The sequence below is a fragment of the Streptomyces sp. NPDC018029 genome, from assembly GCF_044327655.1.
Taxonomy (GTDB): domain Bacteria; phylum Actinomycetota; class Actinomycetes; order Streptomycetales; family Streptomycetaceae; genus Streptomyces.
Genome location: NZ_JBIRFV010000006.1, coordinates 441,299 through 463,729, shown reverse-complemented (window position 1 = coordinate 463,729; position 22,431 = coordinate 441,299). Strand labels below are relative to the sequence as shown.

Here is a 22,431-nt window from a genome sequence, read left to right as displayed (position 1 = left end):
CGCGGGCTCAGCGCTCGCGCCGCCGCATGTACAGGTCGAACGCGCGGTAGACCAGCGGACGCAGCGGCAGATCCCACTCCCCGACGTACCGCACCGCCCGCCCGCCGGTGCCGACCTTGAACCGGATCAGGCCCACATGCGGATCGGCGGCGTCGAGCGTCGGCGTGATGCCCCGCAGGTCGTACACGTCGCAGCCCGCCGCCATGGCGTCACGGATCATCGCCCACTGGCACGCGTTGGAACCCCGCACCTCGCGCTTGGCCGTCGACGAGGCGCCGTACACATACCAGGCGTGCGCGCCCACCCGCACCAGGATCGTGGCGGCCACCAACTCGCCTTCGTGGCACGCCAGATAGAGCGCGATCCGCCTGGGATCCTCGGCGCTCAGCTCCGCGAACATTGTCTCGAAGTACGCCGGCGGCCGCGGCCTGAATCCGTCGCGCGCGGCGGTGTGCACGTAGAGCTCGTGGAACGCCGCGAGGTCCGGCGCGCCACCGACCGTGACCTCGACCCCGGCCTGCGCGGCCTTCTTGATGTTGCGGCGCCACTGCTGGTTCATGCCCTTCAGGACGTCCTCCTCGGACCTTCCCACCAGCGGCACCTCGTACGTGAACTGCGGCTGCCCGGCGCCGAACCCGTCCTCGGGGCTCTGCGGCAGCCAGCCTGCCGCCCGGAGCTGTCGGCTCACCTCGGCACCGACCGGATCGACGTGCCCGTCGGGGAGACTGGTGAGCCGCCGCACCCCCGGATCGGCCACGCCCTTCTTGACCTGCGCCGCATCCCAGGTGTGCGTCCGCACCGGCGGGCACAGCCGGATCGCGAACGCACCGCGGGCCTTGAGATATGCGGCCAGCGGGTCGAGCCACGCACCGATGTCCCCGGACCAGTCGATGTCAGGACCCCACGGCAGATACGCAAGCGTGAACCGCGACAGTCCCGGCACCGGCCGGTGAAGGACAAGCCCCGCCCCCACAAGCCGCCCGCCGCCGAACCATCCGAGCGACTCACTGCGCCACTCCGTCTTCACCCGCCCCCACGCCGGAGTCTGCACAAAGTTCACCGACCGCCGCGCCCGCACGAAGGCCAAGTGCTCGGCGTCGCTGATCTGCGCGACGGTCAGCGTCACAGGGAGGGACATGGGTGCTGGTTCGCGATAGGACATGACGCCAGTCAAGTCGGCCCTGTGTTGCCGACGCGTATCCGCTTTTCGATACGCCGACGATACGCGCCGCCCAGGCGCTCCGCGCCCGCAACAGGGCAGGGTGCGCGACGCGAGCGTTGGGCTCTTCGAACAGGGCGCAGCCGTAGAGCCGGTGGTGCCACTCGTTGGCGTCCAGGGCCGGTTTGGTCTTGAGGACCGGGTGGGGGGCCGTCTCGACGAGGTGCAGGAGTGTCCAGGCGACCCCATAGCAGTCGTCGGGGCCGAAGCAGGTGACGAGGGCGGCCGCTTCCTGTTCTGTCACCGGCTTGCTGATCGATTCGAGCTGGGCGGCACGCCGATCCATCACCCACGCCGCAACGCTACCCCTGCCTACGGCCGGCTCCCCGGCGGGGCGCCACGCCCCCGTACAAATGCGATGAGGGTGCTCGGTGGGGGCTGAAGTGCCCGCCGAGCACCCTCGGTGACGACTACCCGGTCTGCTGGCGCAGTGGTCGGGTGTGAAGCGGGGTTACCAGTCGGACCCGCCGCCGCTACCGCCGCTGCCACTGTCGTTCTCGTCGCTGCCGCCCTCGCCGTCGACGCTGGCGGTGGTCAGGACGTCCACCTCCATCTTGAACTTGTGGACGTTGTTCGGGTCCCAGGGCTTCAGGAGCACCATGACCTGGACTTCGGCCTTGCTGCCGTGGACGTCGTGGACGCGGGTCCGCAGGACCTTCTCGCAGGCGGGAAAGTCGTGCTTGTTGCCGTTGGCGTCGAGGTAGAGCATGCGGAAGCCCTGGATCGCGCACTGGATGATCGGGTCTCCCTGCTTGGTGCGGGAGATCGGCCCGGGGAGTGTGATCTCCCGGGACATGGTGACCGTGTTCCTGGCCGGGGCCGGCTCGTTCATCTGGAAGCGGGTGACCTCGAACGCGATGTTGCGGGGCGCCGCAACGGGCTGGTTGTTGTTGTTCACGGGACGCTGCTGAGGCATGTCAGGTTCCTTTTCTGGTTGGTGCATCCGCGGGTGCGGGTGCGGTGTTGTGGTGACCGGTCGGGGTCACCAGGACTGGGTGCGTTCGTCCCACACGGACGACAGGTGCAGGACGTTGCCGAACTTGTCGCCCAGGCGCAGAGAGGCCCGCAGGCCGCCCTTGTCGGTCAGGGCGCTGTAGTCGTAGTAGCGGGGGCCGCCTTCGCCGGAGCCGGTGGCGGTCACCTGGACGTCGGCCACCCGCCAGTCGTCCTGGTCGTCCTTCGGCTTGAACCGGAGGTAGGCCGGGAAGGCGTCGAGGTCGTCGGTCGTCAGCTGCGGGGACCGTGGGTCGTTGTCGCGGGGGTTCTCGACGTTGCTTCCCTCACCGAACACGAAACTCTCCGGGGTTCCGTCCGGTGAGGGTTGGTGTGTGTCGTTGGGCTTGTCGAGGACGAATTCGCGCCCGCCGATCCCGAGGTATACGTAACCGTCGGTACCGGATCCGGGAGTCGAATGGGTCACGGTCTGCACTTCAAGCGACGTGATCAAGTCACGCGGCATTACCCCTCCTTTGCATACTGATTGCGGGGCGCTCGTAACGTGAGGGAGTGTCAGATCGGAAGCCGAAAGGCAGGCTTGAGTAGCCGCTGACTGGGCACGACCGGGGTAAACCGCAGGACGTGCTCACGAAAGGGTGTGGGAAGCGCCCGGGGTGTTCCGGTCAACCTCACGCGGCCAGTGCCGTGCCCCAGCCTGTGAGGGTCGGGGCACGGCTGTGTCGCTGGTCAGTGTGAGTCGTTGCTCGGGTGGCACGGGCCGCACGAGGCGGCGTCCGCGCGCAGCGGCAGGAGCTGCGAAACCAGACACCCCTTAAGGGCCGAGCCGGATCCCGCGTGCTGCGGCGACGGCGTCCAGGGCGCCGACGTGCCAGGTGTCGAAGTGCTTCGTCCCGTAGCAGAACGCCAGCACGTGCTCGTACGCCTCTTCGGTGCCGATCCGCAACAGGGCCTGTACGGCGGGCTCGTGGGCGCCGAACCAAGTGTCGGGGCCCAGGAGGGCCGTCAGGGGAGTGAGGTCCCGCGGCGAGCCGCGTTCGACGAGCGCGAGGGACGCCACCTCCCGGGTCGGGGTCGATCGGGACAACCGGCGCTCATCGGAGGCCGCGTACGTCGTCCCGTCCCTCCAGCCCGGCGGCGGCGCCGTGGCGAGTCGGAGCAGCGCCCCGGTCGCCTCCGCCTCTGGGTGGGCGGCGAGCGCCCCGACGAGCCGGTGGCCCACGTCCTCGGGCAGGCCGTCCGCGTCGGCGGCGAGCCGGACGAGGACCGGCAGCGCCGTGCCGCCGATCTCCCGCAGTGCCCGCACGGCGGCACGCGCGAGGTCCGGCTCGGCGTCGGGCGTCACGAACTCCCCGAGCGCGCGGGCGGCTTCCGGCACCGGGAACGCGCCCAGGGCCACGACCGCCCGTCGCCGCCCCGCCTCGTGCGGCGACCGCGCGCAGACGAGCACCACCGGCAGCGTGTCCGGCACGCCGATCGAACCGAGGGCCCGCACGGCGTGCGCCCGGAGGGTGCCGGGCTGCTCCTCGTCCGTGGCCAGGGCCGCGAGGGGCGGGGCGGCGGCCGCGTGCCGCAGGGCGCCGAGCGCGTCGGCAGCGGACGCGCGTACCCCGACCGGCGTCGTGTCGTCCGTCAGGGCTGACAGGAGCACCGGGGCCGCATCCGTGCGTCCGGCGAGGCCCAGCACGCGCGCCACGCTCCGCCGTCGGGCGACGGATTCGTCAGGGCGCGTGAACAGGTCCAGCAGCTCCGGCAGCTCCGACCCCGGCAGCGCGGCGACGAGGTCCGCCACCGTGTCGCCGATGTGCGCGTCACCGAGCGCCGCAAGGAGCGCGCCGACGGCCCCGGCCCCCGCGGACGCGGCGAGCGCCCCGGCGGCGGCCCGGCGCACGGCCGGTGCCGCCGCCTCGCGCAGATGGTGTGCGAGCAGGGCGTGGTGTTCGTCGGGGTTCGGTACGGCGAAGAGGCAGGGTTCCGCAGCGATGTGCGCGCAGACCGCCGCCACGGCGTGGGGCGGGCAGTCGGGGCCGGAGGGGTCCGCCGCGCCGCGAAGCACGTCCCACAGGTGGGCCCGGCCGTCCTCGGTCCTGGCGAGCAGGGCCGTCGCGAGGCGGGCCGTTTCGGGGTCCGGGTCGCGCTGGGAGGTGTGCAGGAGTCGCTCGGCGGCCGGGTGCCGGTGCGGGGGCGGCCACGCGGCGGCGGGCAGCGCGTGCAGCGCCTGGACCGCGGCGCGGCGCAGGTGCGTGTCCGAGGCAGGTGAGTGTGCGAGGACGAGCAGGGCGGAGGCGGCCCGCGGGTCCCCGATCGCGCCGAGTGTGCGCACGACGCGTACCGCGAGATCCGGCAGATACCCCCATAACGCGGCCAGGAGAGGCGTCACGGCCTCCGGGGCCCGCAGCGCGGCAAGGGCCTCGAGCACCCGTACCGTCCAGTACCCCCGGCCGGACGGCAACCGTTCGCACAGGCCCACGAGACCGCGGACGACCTCTGGTCCACCGATGGCCAGCAGAGCTTCGCACGCCACCTCGTCCAGTTGCCGGCGGTTGTGGTCCGACTCGGCCAGGGTACTCAGCAGCAGAGGCACGGCCCCCTCCACGCGCAGCCTGCCCAGGGACGCCAGGGCGTGCCAGTGGAGTCCGGGAAACGGCTCGTCCTCACGCGTGAGACAGAGGTGCAGTGTTCTGACGACTTCCGGCGTGGGTACCGCGCCGCCCAGCATCGCGGTGGCGTACACGGCGGCGTCATGGTTCTCGGACCACGTGGCCCGGCACAGCCCCGCCACGTCGCCCTCCATGCGCATGCGCATCACGTCGGAGATGGACACCGCCCGCTCCACTCAGGCCTCCTCGCCCTCGTGCACTTGGTCGGACATCGCCACGTACAGCGGTGTCCCGACGACGATCGTCAGCTCCTCACCGTTCTCCCGCGTCACGGTGGAACGCATCAACTGCCGCGCCAGGAAGTCGCAGTACACCGGTGGCACCGTCAGCCTCTCGACCGCGTGCAGCACGTCGTGGGCCACTCCTCCCCGGCTCGGCATCCGGCCGCCGAGCGACCGCACGTTGAACTGGCTCTCCCACTCCGGAGGGGTGTCCTGGAGCAGCCGGAAGAGCGACGGCAGCCCCGAGAAGCCGATCCTGCCCATCTCCGGCGGCGCCTCATAGCCCACCAGGTGGTGGGCGGAGCCGATGAGCGCGACCACGGTGTCGCCGTCGCGGCCCGTCATCAGCGTCGGCTTGTTCACCTCGCCGTATCCGGCGATGCGCAGCGCGAGGTCGCCCCGGAACCAGGCAGTTGGCTCTGTCATCCAGCCGACGTCGTACTCCCGCTCGAGGTACGTCTCGACGATGTCCAGCCGGTCGTACGCGCTCGCTTCAGCACGCGGCGACTGTACGGCCAGGCTGAGGACCTTGAGGTCGACCTTCGCCTCGACGGCGAGCCGTTTCAGCAGCTTGGGCGGGATCTGCCCGTACAGCATGTCCACCTTGGCGGTGGAGAGGTAGACGTAGTACCTCATGTGCCGGCCAGGTGCCGGGCCTGCTCTGTGCTGTCACTGGACTTGCACCACTGCAATGCCGCGCTCATTGCTCTCCTGGCAAACGGCCCAACGGGCCTTTGATTGCGTTGGGTTGAGGGCCTGGGTCCGCAGCATCGCATACTTGCGCTCCGGAATGGTCCCTTCGTCAAGGGGGTGATCAAGTTGGCGGAGCCGCTCTCCCCGGCTGCCCTGCGGGAGTTCCGCGCGTCGATGGCGGGGCTCTCCTCTCACCGCGACGAGAAGCGGCCCCGGCTTCGTCGACGTCAACGTGACAGAGGTGTTGGTGGTGTGACCTGAAACGTTCGCCCGGTTGCTTGATCAGGCGAGAGCCGGTCGGCCGCCCAGCGGATGTCTTTCTCGCGGGTGTTGACGTTTCGACGCTACGCGGAGCCGTGTGGCATGACCTCAGCCGGTCGCCTGCCGCTTGCGCAAGGCATCACCGAGAGCTTTGCGGACCGGGGTGGGCAACGGCTCGCCCTCCGTCGTCGCGATCAACTCTTCCGCGACCGCGCGCAGTTTGGTGTTGGAGCGCTGCGACACCTCGACCAGGATCTCCCACGCCTCGTCCGCGGTGTGCGGGCCCAGCGTCATCAGCATGCCCCGCGCCTGGTCTATGGACGGGTGGGACTCCATGGCGCGATGGAGTTCGTTGACCTCCGTACGCAGCGCCTTGATCTCGGCGACCTCATCCGCACAGTCGTCGCCGGAGTCCTGCGGCTCAGTGTCGCGACGAGGATTCGGTGCCGATGTGTTGCGAGAGTCCGGTGAGGAATCCACCTGCTCTACCTCTCGTCTACTCGGGCTGCCTCTGTCGAGGCCGGCAGAACCGCTGATGAGCTGAGCATCCCAGATTTCTCGCGCCCATGGCCATACTTTTCGGTTCTGCGTATGCGGCAGCGCCGGTGGCTGTCTGTCCAACCGACCGGCGCCTACGTCGCACAGCGCTGTGCCTACGCAGCGAACGGGTAGCCACCTGCATTGATCCCAAACAGAGCCGGCCGCTGCTCGCGCTCGGCGCCAAGCCCGCCGCCGTCGGCCAGACCGGCGTCGCCGAGAGCTGGCACGTCCTTACCGACCCGCAGGGCAACGAGTTCTGCCTGCTGGACGCCCGGATCCAGCCCGTCTGACGGGGGGCCGAAGGAATGTCGCCCGGGCTCCCGCGAATCACGGCGTGGCGGGGTGGTTCCTCATGGGCAGGTGTGGTGATACGGGGCTTCAGGGGCGAAGCGTTTCCACTCCTGGCGGGTGAGACTGCGGTTGACGGTGGCACACAGTTGCTCCGCGGTGCGTTCGGTGTGGGTGTTCCACAGCACGGCTTTGCCGTCGACGGCTCCGGTGGCCAGCGTGGTGCCGTCGGGGCTGAAGGCGAGGGTGCGTACCTGACGGGTGTGGCCGGTGAGGGCGGCCAGGTGGTGGCGGGTGGCCGTCTGCCACAGGTCGACGGAGATGTCGGCGCCGGCGGTGGCCAGGGTGCGCCCGTCGGGGCTGAATGCCACGGCCATGGCGGAGGAGTCACCGGTGAGGGTCGCCTTGCGAGTGCCGCGGGCGGTGTCCCAGAGGATGACTCTGCGGTCGAGACCGGCGGTGGCCAGGGTCCGGCCGTCAGGGCTGAAGGCGACTGCCCGCAGTGATCCGGTGTGCCCGGTCAGGGTGAGCCGACGGACTCGCTTGGCCGCGTCCCATAGCGCGGTGGTGCCGTCGTGGCCTGCTGAGGCGAGGGTTCGGCCGTCGGGGCTGAAGGCCACCGCGTTGACGCCCCATTTCGCCTCTCCCCCGGACGGTTCGGCCCCGCTGGGCCGGGTCGGTCGTGTTCCCTGGCGGAGGGTGGCCAGAGCGATTCGCCGCACGGTGTCCCAGAGGATGACGGCGTCGTCGGAGCCCGCGGTGGCCACCGTACGACCATCGGGGCTGTAGGCGACGTCGGTGACGCGGTCCATGTGCCCGGTGAGCTTGGCAACGGGGCGGGCAGGGGCGCCCGCGCGCCAGAGCACGAGCGCTCCGGGCCTCGGGGGATGCAGGGCTTCCCCGGTGGCGGTGGCCACCGTGTTCCCGTCCGGGCTGAAGGCGACCGACCCCACGTTCCCCGTCCTCCCGCTGTACGTGGTGGTGCGGATGCCCCGCCTCAAGTCCCACAGCACCGCGGTGCCGTCATCGCCGGCAGTGGCCAGGGTGCGGCCGTCCGGGCTGAAAGCGGTTCTGTTCAGGCGGTCGCTGTGGCCGGCCAGGGCGATCCGGGCCGGATCCCACAGCGTAATGGAACCGTTCTCACCTGCCGATGCCAGCAGCGGCCGGCGGCCGGGGGCGAAGGCCATGCTGTAGACGTTCGTGCCGTGTCCGGTCAGGGTGGCGGTGCGGGTGCGACGTGTGGGGTCCCAGAGCATGACGGTCCTGTCGAGTCCCGCGGTGGCCAAGGTACGGCCGTCGGGGCTGAAGGCGAGGGCTCTGACGTCTCCGGTGTGGCCGGTGAGCGTGGCCAGGCGAGTGCCGCGGCCGACGTCCCACAGCAGTGCCCTGTGGTCGTCCCCGGCAGTGGCGACCGTGCGGCCGTCCGGGCTGAACGCGACGCTCATGGCGTGATCGGTGTGGCCGTTCAGGACCTTCCGCCGGGCGCCTGTAGCCGCGTCCCACAGCGCTGCCGTACGGTCCTCACTCGCCGTGGCAACAGTGCGGCCGTCGGGGCTGAACGCCACCGCGCCGATGCTTCCGGCATGGCCGCGAAGGGTGTGCCTGAGGGACCGGTCACGCAGGTCCCACAGAATCACGCTGCGATCCGCGCCGGCAGTCGCCAGCGTGCGGCCGTCGGGGCTGAACTCAAGGCTTCTGACGATGCCGGTGTGGCCCGCCAGGGTCGCTGTACGCCGACGAGTGGCGATGTCCCAGAGCAGCACCTTCTTGTCGTCCCCCGCGGTGGCCAGCGTGCGGCCGTCGGGGCTGAACGCCACCGTTCGCAGCCAGGTGCCGTGGCCGGCGAGGACGGCCTTCCGCGTGCGGCGCCGTGGGTCCCACAGCATGATCTTCCGGTCGCGGCTGACGGAGGCGAGTGTGCCGTCGGGGCCGAACGCGACCTGGGAGACGGCGTCGGTGTGGCCGGTGAGTTCGGCCTGGTGGTACTGGTAGGTGGACATCGTCAGCAGCGCACCGCGTGCTTCGGGGGTGGGGGCTGTGTGGAAGGCCTCCACACTGAGCAATTTGGCCACGGAGGGCCGGGTCGGAGCCAGGCTGATCGCCTGCGCCGCGAGCTGGCGGGAGGTCGCCTGTAATCGGGCGTGCTCGGCTTCCCGACGCTGATCGATAGCGAGCACGCCGGCCCCTGTCGTCACCGCCAGGAGAACGGCGAGGCCGGCCGCGAGGAAGCGGATGTGGCGATTGCGGCGTGCGGCCGCGGCCCGCTCCTCGTCACGCGCCCCGATGCTGGCGGCCAGGAAGTCCCGCTCGGCGACGGTGAAGTCGTCTTGGCCGTGCGGTATGCAGAACTGCTCTTCGGCCGTGCTCAGCCGGGTGCCCCGGTACAGAGCCCCGGGGTCGCGCCCGAGTTCCTCCCACACGGCAGCGGCTTGGGTCAGGCGGCGATGGGCCACCAGTCGCTCCCGGTCCTCCTCGACCCAGCGGCGCAGCCGCGGCCAGGAAGTGATGAGCGCTTCGTGGGCGAGGTCCACCAGGTTGTCGTCGAGGGTGATCAGGCGGGCTCGGGACAGGTGTTCCAGGACCGGGTCGGTCTCGAAGGGGTCGCTGGTGTCCAGTTCCGTGCGGTGAACGGGGCGGCGGGTGTCCGGTGCGCCTTCGCCGGGAGTGATCAGGCGCAGCAGGATGCGGCGGGCCTGCGCGGCCTGACGGGAGGAGAGACCGCGGTAGAGGTCTTCGGCGGTCTGGGCGATGGCACCGTGGATGCCCCCTGCCGCCTCGTAGCCGTCCAGCGTCAGGGTGCGGCCGCGGCGCCGGCGCCAGGTTTCCAGCAGTACGTGCGACAGCAGCGGCAGCCCACCGGGTTCCGATCCCGTCTCCTCGATCAGACGGGCCGTCAGCGCTCGCTCCACCACCAGGCCTTCGGCCGCCGCGGGTCTGATGATGACTTCCCGCAGTTCGGACGGCGACATCGGGCCGACCGGCAGACTCGCCTTCCCGATGACCGTGGCCAGGCTCCCGTACTCCAGGCAGCGGGTATAGAAGTCGGCCCGCGCCCCCAGCACCACCCGCAGCCGACTGCCGGGATCCCGGGCGGACAGGACCAGACCGACGAACTCCTGCCGCTCCGCAGCATCCCGGCAGAGAGTGAACGCCTCCTCGAACTGGTCCACCACCAGCCAGGTCTCCCCCGCCCCCGGGGCGGGGACGAACAGCTTCCGGTGTTCGTGCACCGGCCGGGGGCCGGGTGTGAAGATCCGGATGACCGCCGGACGCGAGCCCTCGTCCACGGCGGTCCGTAATCGGGAGACCAGCCCGGCCCGCAGCAGGGAGGACTTCCCGCTGCCCGAAGGGCCGAACACCGCCACGCACCGGTGCGCCCCCACCAGACGCAGGAGGTCCTCGATGAGCGTCTCTCGGCCGAAAAACCGTGCGCTGTCGCGCGCCTCGAAACGGGCGAGTCCCTTGTAGGGCGGATCGGCCGTCTCCTCCTCCAGGACCGGTACTTGGGCGGCCTCCGTCCGCTGGGCCTCACGCCAGCGGTGCTCCCACTCGGTGGCATCACCGCCGCAAGCCTCCGCATACGCCAGCACCACCGGCAGCGAGGGCAGTCGGTCTCCCGCGGCCGCCTGGGCGAGCGTGGCCACCGAGTAGCCGGCCTGCCGCGCCATCGCCCGGTACGTGGGAGCACCCGCCTTCTGCCGCAACGTGCGCAACTCGTATGCGAACCGCTGCACCGGACCCGCCCCGGGATCCAGCGGCTTCTCACGACGCCCCATGACCCGCCCTCCACGACTGCAGCACTCCCACCTCAACACGCCCTCGTGCCGCCCCGTAACCCACCCTCAAGCCAACCGCTCCCCCTGTGCCCGTGCCCCTCTTTTTTTTGTCCGGCGGCACCGAACCGGGCTGCCAGACAATCCCGCGGCCACTGAACTCGGAAGCAGCTGCGCACACGCCGGTCCCGGCGGCAGCTGCGGCTCCGCACCGCGCCCCGCCGTCAGACATGCGGCGGTCGGCGTCTTCACCGGCAGGGCCCGCGTGTGCCGACTCCATCCATCAGAAAGGACCAAGCAATGTCCTTGTGGACCAAGAGTGCCGCTCTGGCCGCCGGCGCAACGCTCGGCACCGTCCTCGCGCTGTCGGCCACCCCGGCCTCGGCGGACGCCGCCGGAGGCGTCGTGCACGGCGTCGGGACGTGGCGCGACGACTGGTCGGACGAAGGCCCTATCTCCGCCAACTCCTACGCCTACAGCAATACGGCCGCGATGTGGCAGGCGATCCTGTGGGCCGACAAGTCCCTCAAACCCAACGGCAAGCCCATGGACCTCTCCGACATCGACTGCCGCTTCGGAGAACAGACCACCTACACCACCAAGCGGTGGCAGAACCGGTACGGCGGAAACCTCGAAGTCGACGGCATCGTGGGCCCGGCCACGCTGACCGAGGCCATCGACAAGGTCGATTGGAACGGTGGAGGCGAGTACGAGCTCGTGTACACGGGGACGTACGGCCCCTCGTGGACCGACGAGCGCACAGGGCGGTACGTGAGCTTCGTGCGGGCCGCCGACGGCCGCTGGGGCATGTACCTCGGCAACGAGCTCAAGACCCTCTGGTACAAGGACGCCACGTTCAGCCAGTGCACGTGACCTGGCAGGCGCGGAGCGCCCTACGGCCGCGGCGGTTTGCGAGGCGATCCCGGAGGCCGCCGGGACAATGAGGAACGATGAGTGTCAACAGGCGCCGCCTGCTCGGCGGTTCGCTCGCAGCAGCCGTCGCGGGCTCGCTCGGCCCGTTGGCCGGCCAGTCCCACGCAAGGGCTCACGTCCGGCCCGGCACAGCCGACGGGCCCGCCACCGACGCCGCCGGAGCCCAAGCCGCCTTCGACCTCGCCCTGCTGGACGTCAACCGCGACAGTGTCGACATCTTCAGCAGCGGCACCCAGTTCACCGACGCCGACCGCAAATGGGGGATCCAGTCTCGCGCAGGCGACGTCCTGGAGTGCCGGCCCCGGGTCATCCCCCACGAGAATCCCGGGTACCCGCACTGTGTCGAGTACCTCGACGGCACCGGCGCCTTCGTCGTGGCCGGTTCGCGCGGCGTCATCCACCTCTTCGTGTCGGACGGCGTCCACCTGCGCTCCATCAGGCAGGTGGGCAGGCCGTATCCCCACCCCAAGGCGCACAGCGTCCTGGGGGACCCGACGATCCAGCGGCTGTGGGCATTCGGCGGCAAGGAACTCGTCCTCTATCGGGTCACCGGTCAGTACGCCGACACTCGGCTGGTCCGGGAGCGCACGTTCTGGGACAGGTTCGAGAACGGCCACGATCTGTGTAGTCACAACGGGTTGCCCGCCAGCCGCTGGCCGGGGCTGTCGGCAGGCGGGGCGCGGTGTGGGCAGCCGCGGCGACTGCGCTGGAGGCCACACGGTCACGACCGGGCCACTGACAATGGCCTGCGTATGCGCCCACCGGGGCGGCGAACGGCTCCCCGGTTCCGCCGGGCGGTCCCCGGCGCCGGAAAACGCCCTGCGGTGAGTGTGAGCGTCGCGGGGACGGGCAGGCGTCGGGTGCAGGGGTGACAACCTGACGGGCGCCGCCGATGGTCAGTGGGCGGCGCCACCTGTGAGCTGAGTGGCCGCTCCTTCGTGGGACAGGGAGCGGCCACTCACGCGGTTCACCCGGCTACCGGGCGTCGCATATCTGGTCACGTCGGGGCAGCTTGCCCGTGGCCAGGTAGTCGTTCACCTGCCCGTCCACGCAGGCGTTGCCGTAGTCACCATAGACACCGTGCTGGTTGGCCCCGGGCACGGTGATCAGCCGGGAGCGCGACCACTGCTTCCGCGCCTGCCGCGCCCCGGAGTAGGTGGTCCTGGTGTCACCCGTGGCGTTGACCAGCAGTGCGGGCACGTCGTTGTCGACCACGGTCGGCGCCTCGGCGGGGCGGTCCCAGAACTCGCACGCCGTGATGTTGTGCGTCAGGGGACTCGCGAAGGGAGCCGTGGCCCGGTCGGCCTGAATGTCGCGCCAGTAGCTCTCGGTCCCACGCCGGGTCGCGACATCCCCGCAGAGGATGGCCGCCTGGACACTGCCCTGGTGCGACCCGGCCTTGGTCGTCATCGACGCCAGCGTCCCCGCCAGCCAGGGCTTCGGCGTCACGCGCTCACGGTCGGCCGCCCGCGCGAGGGTGCGGGTCGCGCTGGCCAGCTCGGCCCGGGCCGCGTCGAGATCGCTCCCGAGGCCCCCGAAGAAGACGACCGGCAGGAAGTGCTCGTCGACGCGGAACGTCCCGACCCGCAGGGGCTTCTCAGCCGCGGCCTCCTCGATCCGGCCCACCGTGGCCAGCACGGCCTTCGGGGTGCGGCCGAGGCCGTACGTCTCGTGGCGCGCCGCGGTCCAGGCCGCCCAGTCGCGCAGGGCCCGTTCATTGGCCGCGGTGGAGTCCTCCAAGAGCGTCTGGCTGTATCTGGCGGGGTCGATGACTCCGTCGAGCACCATGCGGTCGGTGCGGCCGGGGAAGAGCTCGGTGAAGACCTGGCCGAGGTAACTGCCGTAGGAGTAACCGAAGTACGAGATCCGTTTCTCGCCCAGCGCAGCCCTGACGACATCCATGTCACGCGCGGTGTTACGGGTGGTGACGTACGGCAGCACATCACTGTTGGTGCGCCGGCACCGCTCGGCGAGCTCACGCTCACGGGTGACCGACCGCTTGAACCCCGCCCGGTCCCGGCCTGCGGAGAAGACCATCGAACCGACGTCCCAACCGCAGTCCAACGGCGTGGACCGGCCGACGAACCGCGGATCCATGCCGATCAGGTCGAACTTCCCGGCGGTCTTCCCCATGAACCCGGCCATGCCGGGCGGCATTTCGATGCTCGGCCCGCCGGGGCCGCCGTTGTTGAGCAGCATCGTGCCGACGCGGTGCGCGGGATCGGTGGCGCGCAGGCGGGAGATGGCGACGGTGATGGTCCGGCCGCCGGGATCGGAGTAGTCGAGCGGCACGGTGATGTCGGCACACCGGGCACCCGCGGCGTCGAGCTTCTTGCCTACGGTGTCATCGGGGCCGAGAGCGCAGTCCTGCCAGTCGACAGCTTGATCGTAGAACCGGCCGAGAGGCCCGGCCGTGGACGAGGTCCTGGACGAGGTCGTGGACGAGGCCGCGGCGGGCAGCGTCCCCGCTCCGACGGCCAGCATCGCCGCGGCGGCGACGACACCCCGTAAACACACGTTGATTCTCATGCACCGCACGCTAGGCGCGGCGCCACCTCCGGCTCACTGCGGTCCGCCCCCGAATCGTCCCTGGGGCCAGCCCCACCCCACAGAGCTACCTCCCCAGCTCCGCTCGGACGGTCCGCCAGTCAGACCGAGCGTGACATTCACGGCCGTGGCCTGACCAGCCGCCGCGTCCCACTCACGCCGCGTAGGCCCTTGCTATGAGCTCCTCCACCAGAGCGCTCTTGGACGCCGAGTAGGCCGCCCTGCCCTCGCTGTCGGCTGTGAACCGCTGGGCCAAGGCCACCTTCAACGCGTTGTAGCGCTGGACTTCAGCGGGCCGCTGCCTTAGGTAGTCACGGAGTAGCACGTGATCAAGGTGGGGCTTTGTGCCCGCGACCACGGCGTACAGATGGTGTTCGAAACCTGCAGGTGGGCTTTGGAACGCCTCCCGTCCCTGTATCCCGAGGTCGCCTTCGTGCTGGTAGCCCTGCCCCGCGAGCCGAAAGATCAACTCGGGCATGGCCGCTACCTCGGACACCACGATATCGAGGTCGATGATCGGCTTGGCAGCACACCCCGGTACGGCCGTACTGCCGACGTGCTCGATGGACAAAGCCAGACCCGCGACATGAGGAGCCAGCATCTGCCGTAGATCCTCGAACCGCTCGGGCCATTGGGGGGCATAACCGCTGACCACGATCCTGTCCGTCACGCCGGCAGTCTCTCAGGGGCGCCGGATCCCCATCGCATTCCTTGGAGATCTGTGGCCAGCGTCTACCGGGCGGCTGCCGGGCGGCTGGTCACTCCATGCGGTGGGCGCTGAGTGCCGTCACCAGCGGGCAACAAGAGTCTCCCTTTTGCCCCGATTCCGGTAAAGCCATGTTGCGCCCGGCGCGACGGCCCCGGCCAGATAGCTGACGATGGGCTCCCGCTGTGTTGCGCTGTCCAGTTCGCCGAGCAGCTCCAAGGCATCGGACAGGGGGAAGAAGGCGGCTTGTTCGATGTCGTCGTCCTGCGGAGCGAGGTCCCCCGACCACTGTTCGACCTCGAAGGCCGCGGCCAATGCCGAGGGGTGCTGCTCGGAGTCGACGTGCACGAGGAAAGCCGTCCGCGCCGGATCACCGATCAGCAGCCCGGTCTCCTCCTGCAGCTCACGCCGGAGAGCTTCGTGCAGGAGCTCGCCGTCCTCGACTCCGCCACCGGGCAACGACCAGAGCAGCGCGCCGTCAGCACTGAGGCTCTCTCGCACGAGCAGAATCTCGTTGCCTCGGCGGACGATGCCGATGACCAACTGCACACGAGGTATGGCGGCCTTCGTATCTTCACCTGTCATGCCGCTGACCGTACGTGATCGGCTTGACCACTCGCCGAGCCCAGGACGCTACCGACGTCGCACCGACCGGCCCACCGGCCCCTCCGGGCTCTTCTGCCCCGGAGCCTTCGGCGCTCACCAGTGACCGCTCACATCTGCTGTCCGTTCCAGGTTCTGGCCCAACTTTCTGTGGAGCTGTTGGATCATGCCCGCATGGACTTCGACCTTGCCCCACCAATCGGCGTTGGCCCGTTGCGGATCGGTATGACTCGGCAATCGGCCAACACGGCGCTGGACTCTCTCCGTGACCTCTGCACGGTCTCGGAGTCCGACCGGCCGGGTCAGCACATCTTCCGTCCCAGTGGACTGATGATCAGCATCCACTGCACGCGGGACATGCTCCAAGCCGTCGAGCTCGGGAGGCCGTCGACTGAGACGGACCGCGTCATCTTCCAGGGCCTGGACGTGTTCGCGATCCCGGCCCGTGAACTGGTGCGACGCATGGGCGAGTACACCTCGATCGAGGCAGACCCCGACGACCCAGCGTCGTTCATCGCCTCTGACCTGCTCCTGAGCTTCTGGCGCCCGTTCGCAGCCGACGACGAGCCGGAGGAAGAGCAGGGCTACTTCTTCAGCTCAGTCCTGCTGGCACGGCCCGGCTACTACGACACCCCTGTACAGGCTGCGGACCGACTCCAGCAGAGCGCGTAACGGCACCATCCTCCGGGGCTCGCGCTGCCGCCCCCGCGATGCGATCGACGGCCTCCCAGTCCCTACGGGTGAGGTCGTAGGGCGCGGCGGCGGCCAGGTGTGGCTGGGTATGGCCGTCGGCGTACGAGGGCCTGCCGAAGAGGTCACCGAATCCCCGGTCAGGGGTGGCGGATACCGGATTCCAGCAGCGCCGCGCCCAGCGGGGTCAGGGTGTGCCGGGTGGCCTTGCCGTCGCGGCCGGAGGTGATCAGGCCGACCTTGCGGAGCACGGTCGCGTGCTGGCTGGCGGAGCTGGCGGACACCCGTACCCGACGGGCCAAGTCCGTGGTGCTGCAACCGTCTGCCACCGCTTCGAGCACCGCTGCCCGGGTGCGTCCCAGCAACTCCTCCAGCGGCCTGCCCGCCGTATCACCGATGCTCCACAGGCCCGCGCCTGGCAGCTCGGCGCCAAAGGCCGGCAGGGCAAGGACCGGTGCCTGTGCCGAGTCCCCGGGACAGGTCAGCACTTCAGCCTGTTGCAAGGAGAACACGGCCGAGGAGATGACCAGGCCGCGCCCGCCCAAGTGGACATCCGCCTCGCGGCGATGGCGGACTTCGAGCACCGGCGGCCGCCAGCGCACCAGGGACGGATCGAGCGACTCCAGCATCCGCTCGGTCCCGCCCTCGCCCATCGCGCGCACATGGCCTTCTCGCACAGAGGTGAGGAATGAGCGCATCCGCGGCCAGTACGGCGCCATGGTCACCACGTGGCACGTCCGCAGCGACGCGGCCACCTGGAGCCGGGCCTCGCGGTCGCCGTCCGCCAGATTCCGGGCCCAGTTGCGGTGCGTGGGCTGGATACGTAGGTTCTCCAACTCCGCCCGCAGCAGGGCCCGCGGAGCCGCCAGGAAATTCTCCACTGCCTCGTCGAGGTCCGCCGTGTTTCCCATCAAGCTCATCGCGTCGACCACCGGTCCGTGTGCCGGCATCAACGCGGCCAACGGCCCTGCATGTTCGCCCACTCGACCGCCGACCGCGGCCCGCCATCGTAAGAACGGCGCCAGGGCCGGAGCATCCGTGCTTTCCCGAAGCAGCCTCACACTGTCGAACGTCTCCGCCGCCACCCCGAGGGAGACGGCTACCCGGGTCCGTGCAAGGTCCTCCGCAGTGAAATGAATGCGTTTCACAGCCCCCCGTCCTCCGCACCGCGCCTTCTTAGACCTCTCCAGTCTCCCCAATGGCCTTGACACCGATGCGACGGCCGGGCCTCCTCCGCACGACGCCATACCTCGTCCTCACCGGGCGGGGCCATCCTTTCAGCGGAGCCTGAAACAATGGCAACGGCCATCCGGGCCGTGCCACGGTGACAGCCGCCTGCCCCTCACAGGGGGCCAGGATGAAACCGGAAAGGAAACAAGCGATGCTCCGGAAACTCCCGATCACCGCGGCGGCGCTGGGACTGGCTCTCTCGGGCCTCCTGCTGATGCCGACATCGGCACAAGCGTTGGAGCGGCCCACAGCAGCCGCCGAGCCGCACTGTGGCTACAACGACAACTTCAACGGTCAGGCGGTGTGGAGGAACTGCGGAAACTTCAATCACCTGATCGAGACGTGGGCGCTGGGCGCCAGCAAGAGCCACCAGTGTGTAGCGGCCTACTCCACCTACAGTCTGGGGCCGACCTGGTTCATCAGCAGTTCCAAGTACGCCGGTGGGGAAGGCTGCAGGCCGTAACGCCCTCAGGCCCGCGCGGCCACGCCCGCACACAACCCCCAACCCCCTGCGGCCGCCCTCGTCCTCGCTCTTGGCACGGCCTCGGCGCAGCCCACATCGGCCGCCCCGGCAGCCGGATGGGACCGCTGCCCCAACGGTTCCTTCTGCGTCTTCGACGGGAGCAACGGAACCGGGACGATCGCCTGGTTCCGCTCCGGATCCCCGGACCTGCGAGGCCAGTCCATGGACAACCGGACCTCCTCGTACTGGAACCGCAACGGGGACCAGTGGGCCCTGTATGACGGATACAACTACGGCTCGGGCTGCTTCACCGTCCATGCCGGTGCGCGGGCCAACCTGCCCTCAAGGTAGGCCGGCTGGGCGGTGCCGGTGGTCGCCGGGCCTGGTGTCAGCTCAGGCCGCTATGGCCGCGGTCAGCGCGTCCTGCAGCAGGAATGCCGCCAGCGTGGCGAAGGTGACTGCGGCGACGACGTTCACCGTTACGGCCGTGCGGTGGCCCCGCACCAGTCCCTGGCCCAGCCGGCCGGCGCACAGGCCGATCGTGGTGTCCCAGATGAAACCCATCACCAGGAAAATCAGGCCGAGCGCCAGCAGTTGAAGCCACAGCGGACCGTGTCCGGGGCTGGTGAACCGCGGCAGGAACGCGGCGAAGAACAGCACGGTCTTCGGGTTCAGCAGATTCGTCAGGGCAGCCTGGCGCAGGACCTGACGCTCGGGCGGCACCCCAGGAGCCTCCGTCGGCGGCTTCCTGGCCGAGCGGGTCGTGGACACCGCGAGCCATCCCAGGTAGAGGCCGCCGATCAGTTCCACCCCGATCAGCGCGCCGGGCGTCGAGCGCAGCAGGACGGCCAGGCCGAGCGCAGCGGCCGTCACGTGCACGACCATGCCCAGCGCCATTCCCGTGGCGGAGACCAGACCGGCCCGCGGGCCCCGTTCCAGTGCCACGGCCATGATGTACGCGGCGTCGGGCCCTGGGGCAACGGTGATGATCGCGACCGCCGCCAGATAGGCCGGCAGCAGTGTGAGGTCCAGCATGACATCCTCCCGGGCCCGGATGAAGTGACGCTCAACAGCTCGCTCGGTAACGCTTAACAGCTCTTCATTACGTTACCCGTCCGGTGCGGCCACGGCAACGCATAAAGGGCCGGCAACGCGTTACGCTGGGATGTATGGCGGAACGTACGGCGGTCACCTTCACGGAAATTCCCCTCCAGACGCTGACGGGCCTCGTCAACGGCTGGGGCACGCTGCCACGCGAGGGAGACGGCCGGGGGGACGCTCCGCACCGGCCCGTCTCCGATATCGCGCCACACCTCGGCCTTCCCCCGCGAGTGAGCGCCGGGCTGACCCCAGAGGCACTCGCCCACGCGGCGGACCACCTGCACCCGGCCTTCTCCGCCCAGGACGCCGAGGCGTGCGCACGGCATCTGACGCGTCTGCTGGCGGACGGCGGCGTCCGCCCCGTCGTGGGGATCGGGGACGGTGGCGCGCTGCGGGCCGTATGGAGCGTTGACGATGCCGATCACGCCTTGGTGGCGGCAGCCGCGATCACTCTGCGTCAGTACCTCGCCGCCCACGGCTTTGCCCGCATCGGCGTGTGCACCGCCGGGAACTGCGCCGACGTCTACCTCGACCAGTCCCCCGGCGGCCGGCGCCGGTTCTGCTCGGTGACCTGCCAGAACCGAACCCGCGTCGCAGCCTTCCGCAGCCGCAAGGCAGCCTCCACCTGAGTGTGGAGGTCACCTTCCGTCGTCTCTCCGCACCGCCCGCCTGCAGGCAGGCCCGCTGCACCCTGCGGGAGCAGGTTCCTGAAGAGGCCGTTCTTCTCCACTGGTTGAAGTAGTGGTAGACCGTGTTCCAGGGCCGGTGGTCGTGCGGAAAGGTAGCGCCGCGGCATGCCGGTGCGGGCCACATGGAGGACCTCGTCCAGGAGGTCGTGGCGGAGGGAGTGGCCGAGGTTGTGGCCGCGGAGCGGCGGAGCTTGTCGTCGCACCAGCTCCTCAGGAGTGCCTCGGCCAGCGCCCATCGGATGTCGGACAGATCGTTGGGATAACGACGGGATGCGCTCAAACCGGTAGAGAGGATCTCCCCTGGGGGAGCGGGCGGCAGCGCATATAAGGGGGAAAGAGCGTGCTGCGGGTTCACTTCACTGTCGAGGACTTGGCGCAGGTACGGGTCATGCCGTTGGGGCCGCTCGCAGAGACGGAGCTGAGCTTACGGACCGTGCAGCGGTGTGGCCGTCCAGCGTTGTTCGGTGGGTGGCATGCGCGTACAGGTCCGCGAGTCAGCGCCGACGGGAGGGCAACGGCACGGTTTCTCAGCCCCCTTGTCGCGGGATTCGTGGATCTGTTCACCCTGGTGGGCGCGGCGGGCCGTATGGACGAGGGGGCGGAGCGGCTGGTGAGTGCGCCGCACCGGCGGCTGCGGGCGGAATTCTCGGTGCATCCACGCAGGGCGGCGTGGAGGCCATCGTGGCTGACCGAAGCGATGGATGCCGACCCGCGGGCGGTGCGAAGGCTGGCCGCAGCGCTGCAGGACTACCACCGCGTCGCGGTGGCCCCGTACTGGGCGCGTATGGATCAGTACCTGCAGGGTGAGGTGGCCCGGCGTGGGCGGGTCATGGCGCAGGGCGGGGTGGGGGCACTGCTGGACAGCCTGCGGCCGATGGCTCTGTGGAAGCCCCCCGTCCTGGAGCTCCCGGGCTATCGGCGACTGGTTCACTCCGGAACCGACTTCCACCTGGCGGGCCGTCAACTCATCCTGGCTCCGTCGGTGTTCTGCGGGCCGGTTCCTCAAGTGTTCGCCCGCCGCCCGCAAGCAGAAACGATCATCATTGTGTATCCGGCTCTGCGCGACCCGGTCGACGCGGCAGCCATATGGGCTCCCCTCGACACCCGCCAGGGCGATGCTCCGGTGCCGCCGGCTCTGTCCGCCCTCCTCGGCCGTACCAGGGCGGTCGTGCTGTGCGTCATAGCCGACCACCCCGCCTGCACGACCACCCAGCTCGCGCAGTGGGCGGGCATATCACCGGCCAGCGCCAGCGAGCACGCCACCACTCTGCGCAGCGCCGGCCTGACCACGCTCACCCGGGAACGGAAAGCTGCCCTCCATACCCTGACCCATCTCGGCCTCACGCTGCTGAGCACCAACGGTTCGCCCCGGCCAACGTCTGAACGCCGGACGCCCCACCCCAGGTGATCCAGCCGGCCAGACCTCTGCGAGTTCCCCGGAGCCTACTGACACCGGTTGCCCGTCCGCGGACGGGCAACCGAACCGCAACGGAACCGTCGCTTATAGCCACACCCTCGGCCCACATATCCGGGGGCTCTTCTTCACGCAGACGATGTAGGAGGTCACGCGGTTGGCGGAAGTCCCCGCCCGCTCGGAACCGCAGCCGGAAGCGCTGCCGTTGGGGTCGCTGATCTCGTTCTCGGTGCCGTCCGCCCGCCGATATACGGTCTGGAACCCTGCGCCGTCCGCGTAAAGGTCACAGGCGTATGCCCACGTGTTACTGCTGTAGATGCCCCCACGCCCACACACAAACGCGCTTGCCGGTCCACACGACCGCAGCTGGTACTCGCTGTCAGCCAGAGCGCTCGGCGCCGCCCAGAGCGTGAACCCCATCATGCCGGCGACGCCGGCCCCGACTACCGCTGTCCTCTTGGCCTGCCTCTTCCGTGCTCTGGTCTCGTTCTTCACGGCGGTCTCCTTGGGTCGTCCAACCGGATTCCAGCGCGCCATCCGCACCGCACACGACCTCTTCCTGTGCGAGCGCCTCCGGCCGTAGGCCAACGGCGCGGTCGCCGCGAGGGAGGAGCAGCGCGTGGCTGTGCCAGCAGACTCTCCTGACGAATCGGTGGAGTCACCTCGTTTCGGGCCGGCCCGAAACGACCACCAGCAATCTCGGTACCGTCCGCCAGCCGTTCTACCTGTCCCCGCGGGACTGCCACAGAGCCTTCCCGGGCTCCTCCGGCTCCAGGGGGGCGGGTGGCGTGCTGCTGAGCTGCCTCTAAGCGCTCGCGCTACCCGTCGTGAAGGATCTGCCAGACCGACGAAGTGCGCTGCCGGGCCTGCGCGTCATGACGTGTGCACGGTCAACGAGTAGCATGCGGAAGCTTCTGCTTGCTCCAGGTTCGTCCGACGGAGAGGGAGAGTCATGCGCAAGCCCCTAATGGTGATGGTTGTGGCCGTGATGGCGGCCATCGGTCACACCGCGCCGGCGCAAGCGTCCGTGAATACCGTGGACATGCCCTTCGGCATGGCCTACGGCAACAGCACCACATCCGGAACGATTCACTTCACCGACGGGTACACCGCCAGCGTGTCCGGCGCCGTCCACGCAGCCAGCGGCCTCCGCCAGGTCTGCGCCCAGGGGGTGAATGGCAGCCTGACGTCGGGCCGCCCCCTCTGCAGCCCATACGCGTTCGAGGGCGGGCCGAACCAGACCATCAGCGGATCGCTGCGGATCCCGGTCGCGGGCGGCGTCCAGCGGGTCTACATCACGATGTACGACGAGTACAACGTCCCGTTGGCGCGGGAGTTCTGTACCCGCAACGGCTGTACGCGAGAACGCTGAGCCGACTGCCTCCCCCGCCGTCCTCGTCGACCCGCTCGCCCGAACCGGCCAGGAACGCCCACACCTCGGCCGCC

The 22,431-nt window shown here is 69.8% G+C and carries 20 protein-coding genes and 2 pseudogenes; 9 read left to right on the top strand and 13 right to left on the bottom strand.

Annotation, left to right across the window (positions count from 1 at the left end):
* Positions 1–7 precede the first annotated feature (7 nt).
* From ACH4D5_RS21205 to ACH4D5_RS21180, 6 genes are all read right to left on the bottom strand, one after another.
* Positions 8–1,162: a lipid II:glycine glycyltransferase FemX gene (locus tag ACH4D5_RS21205; protein WP_398304581.1), complete on the bottom strand. Its 1,155-nt coding sequence runs from the start codon at positions 1,160–1,162 to the stop codon at positions 8–10.
* A 508-nt stretch (positions 1,163–1,670) separates the two neighbouring features.
* Positions 1,671–2,135: a hypothetical protein gene (locus ACH4D5_RS21200; RefSeq protein WP_398304578.1), complete on the bottom strand. Its 465-nt coding sequence runs from the start codon at positions 2,133–2,135 to the stop codon at positions 1,671–1,673.
* Positions 2,136–2,201: 66 nt separating this feature from the next.
* Positions 2,202–2,678, bottom strand: coding sequence for a hypothetical protein (locus ACH4D5_RS21195; protein WP_398304575.1), 477 nt, complete (start codon positions 2,676–2,678; stop codon positions 2,202–2,204).
* A 309-nt stretch (positions 2,679–2,987) separates the two neighbouring features.
* Positions 2,988–4,997 (bottom strand): HEAT repeat domain-containing protein, encoded by a 2,010-nt coding sequence (locus ACH4D5_RS21190; RefSeq protein ID WP_398304574.1) that lies wholly within the window; start codon positions 4,995–4,997, stop codon positions 2,988–2,990.
* Positions 4,998–5,009: 12 nt separating this feature from the next.
* Positions 5,010–5,690: a DUF7019 family protein gene (locus ACH4D5_RS21185; RefSeq protein WP_398304571.1), complete on the bottom strand. Its 681-nt coding sequence runs from the start codon at positions 5,688–5,690 to the stop codon at positions 5,010–5,012.
* Between the two features lie 426 nt (positions 5,691–6,116).
* Positions 6,117–6,488 carry an ANTAR domain-containing protein gene (locus ACH4D5_RS21180; RefSeq protein ID WP_398304568.1) on the bottom strand — a complete coding sequence of 124 codons (372 nt, stop codon included), beginning with the start codon at positions 6,486–6,488 and terminating at the stop codon, positions 6,117–6,119.
* A 221-nt stretch (positions 6,489–6,709) separates the two neighbouring features.
* Here ACH4D5_RS21180 and ACH4D5_RS21175 point away from each other — a divergent pair.
* Positions 6,710–6,838, top strand: a pseudogene (locus tag ACH4D5_RS21175) (VOC family protein); the annotation flags it as partial.
* A gap of 60 nt (positions 6,839–6,898) precedes the next feature.
* Here the strand turns inward: ACH4D5_RS21175 and ACH4D5_RS21170 are convergent.
* The gene (locus ACH4D5_RS21170) at positions 6,899–10,612 is read right to left on the bottom strand and encodes a hypothetical protein (RefSeq protein WP_398304565.1); all 3,714 of its coding nucleotides are present in this window, start codon (positions 10,610–10,612) and stop codon (positions 6,899–6,901) included.
* Positions 10,613–10,909: 297 nt separating this feature from the next.
* Between ACH4D5_RS21170 and ACH4D5_RS21165 the strand changes: the two genes are divergently transcribed.
* Both ACH4D5_RS21165 and ACH4D5_RS21160 read left to right on the top strand, forming a co-directional pair.
* A complete protein-coding gene (locus ACH4D5_RS21165; RefSeq protein ID WP_398304563.1) occupies positions 10,910–11,482 on the top strand; it encodes a peptidoglycan-binding protein in 573 nt (190 codons plus the stop codon).
* Between the two features lie 77 nt (positions 11,483–11,559).
* On the top strand, positions 11,560–12,414 hold the full coding sequence (locus ACH4D5_RS21160; RefSeq protein WP_398304560.1) for a hypothetical protein: 855 nt from the start codon (positions 11,560–11,562) through the stop codon (positions 12,412–12,414).
* Between the two features lie 103 nt (positions 12,415–12,517).
* Here ACH4D5_RS21160 and ACH4D5_RS21155 read toward each other — a convergent pair whose 3' ends face one another.
* The 3 genes from ACH4D5_RS21155 to ACH4D5_RS21145 all read right to left on the bottom strand — a co-directional run bounded on the left by ACH4D5_RS21155 (position 12,518) and on the right by ACH4D5_RS21145 (position 15,380).
* Positions 12,518–14,071 (bottom strand): alpha/beta hydrolase, encoded by a 1,554-nt coding sequence (locus ACH4D5_RS21155; protein WP_398304557.1) that lies wholly within the window; start codon positions 14,069–14,071, stop codon positions 12,518–12,520.
* 172 nt (positions 14,072–14,243) lie between these two features.
* Positions 14,244–14,759: a GrpB family protein gene (locus ACH4D5_RS21150; RefSeq protein WP_398304554.1), complete on the bottom strand. Its 516-nt coding sequence runs from the start codon at positions 14,757–14,759 to the stop codon at positions 14,244–14,246.
* A 117-nt stretch (positions 14,760–14,876) separates the two neighbouring features.
* Complete coding sequence (locus tag ACH4D5_RS21145; RefSeq protein WP_398304551.1) at positions 14,877–15,380, bottom strand: NUDIX hydrolase; 504 nt, start codon at positions 15,378–15,380, stop codon at positions 14,877–14,879.
* Between the two features lie 192 nt (positions 15,381–15,572).
* On the opposite strand from ACH4D5_RS21145, the gene ACH4D5_RS21140 reads away from it, so the two are divergent.
* Positions 15,573–16,070 (top strand): hypothetical protein, encoded by a 498-nt coding sequence (locus ACH4D5_RS21140; RefSeq protein WP_398304548.1) that lies wholly within the window; start codon positions 15,573–15,575, stop codon positions 16,068–16,070.
* A 158-nt stretch (positions 16,071–16,228) separates the two neighbouring features.
* On the opposite strand, the gene ACH4D5_RS21135 is transcribed toward ACH4D5_RS21140, so the two are convergent.
* Complete coding sequence (locus tag ACH4D5_RS21135; RefSeq protein ID WP_398304545.1) at positions 16,229–17,236, bottom strand: ArsR/SmtB family transcription factor; 1,008 nt, start codon at positions 17,234–17,236, stop codon at positions 16,229–16,231.
* Positions 17,237–17,469: 233 nt separating this feature from the next.
* On the opposite strand from ACH4D5_RS21135, the gene ACH4D5_RS21130 reads away from it, so the two are divergent.
* On the top strand, positions 17,470–17,781 hold the full coding sequence (locus ACH4D5_RS21130) for a hypothetical protein (RefSeq protein WP_398304542.1): 312 nt from the start codon (positions 17,470–17,472) through the stop codon (positions 17,779–17,781).
* Between the two features lie 120 nt (positions 17,782–17,901).
* Positions 17,902–18,132: pseudogene (locus ACH4D5_RS21125) on the top strand (peptidase inhibitor family I36 protein); the annotation flags it as partial.
* A 42-nt stretch (positions 18,133–18,174) separates the two neighbouring features.
* On the opposite strand, the gene ACH4D5_RS21120 reads toward ACH4D5_RS21125, so the two are convergent.
* The gene (locus tag ACH4D5_RS21120; protein WP_398304540.1) at positions 18,175–18,816 is read right to left on the bottom strand and encodes a LysE family translocator; all 642 of its coding nucleotides are present in this window, start codon (positions 18,814–18,816) and stop codon (positions 18,175–18,177) included.
* A 134-nt stretch (positions 18,817–18,950) separates the two neighbouring features.
* Between ACH4D5_RS21120 and ACH4D5_RS21115 the strand changes: the two genes are divergently transcribed.
* Together ACH4D5_RS21115 and ACH4D5_RS21110 are read left to right on the top strand one after the other, a co-directional pair.
* The gene (locus ACH4D5_RS21115; RefSeq protein WP_398304537.1) at positions 18,951–19,511 is read left to right on the top strand and encodes a CGNR zinc finger domain-containing protein; all 561 of its coding nucleotides are present in this window, start codon (positions 18,951–18,953) and stop codon (positions 19,509–19,511) included.
* Between the two features lie 610 nt (positions 19,512–20,121).
* On the top strand, positions 20,122–20,979 hold the full coding sequence (locus ACH4D5_RS21110; protein WP_398304534.1) for a winged helix-turn-helix domain-containing protein: 858 nt from the start codon (positions 20,122–20,124) through the stop codon (positions 20,977–20,979).
* A 93-nt stretch (positions 20,980–21,072) separates the two neighbouring features.
* Here the strand turns inward: ACH4D5_RS21110 and ACH4D5_RS21105 are convergent, their stop codons facing one another.
* On the bottom strand, positions 21,073–21,480 hold the full coding sequence (locus ACH4D5_RS21105) for a hypothetical protein (RefSeq protein WP_398304531.1): 408 nt from the start codon (positions 21,478–21,480) through the stop codon (positions 21,073–21,075).
* 457 nt (positions 21,481–21,937) lie between these two features.
* On the opposite strand from ACH4D5_RS21105, the gene ACH4D5_RS21100 reads away from it, so the two are divergent.
* Positions 21,938–22,357, top strand: a complete 420-nt coding sequence (locus ACH4D5_RS21100; protein ID WP_398304528.1) for a hypothetical protein — start codon at positions 21,938–21,940, stop codon at positions 22,355–22,357.
* Positions 22,358–22,431: the final 74 nt, after the last annotated feature.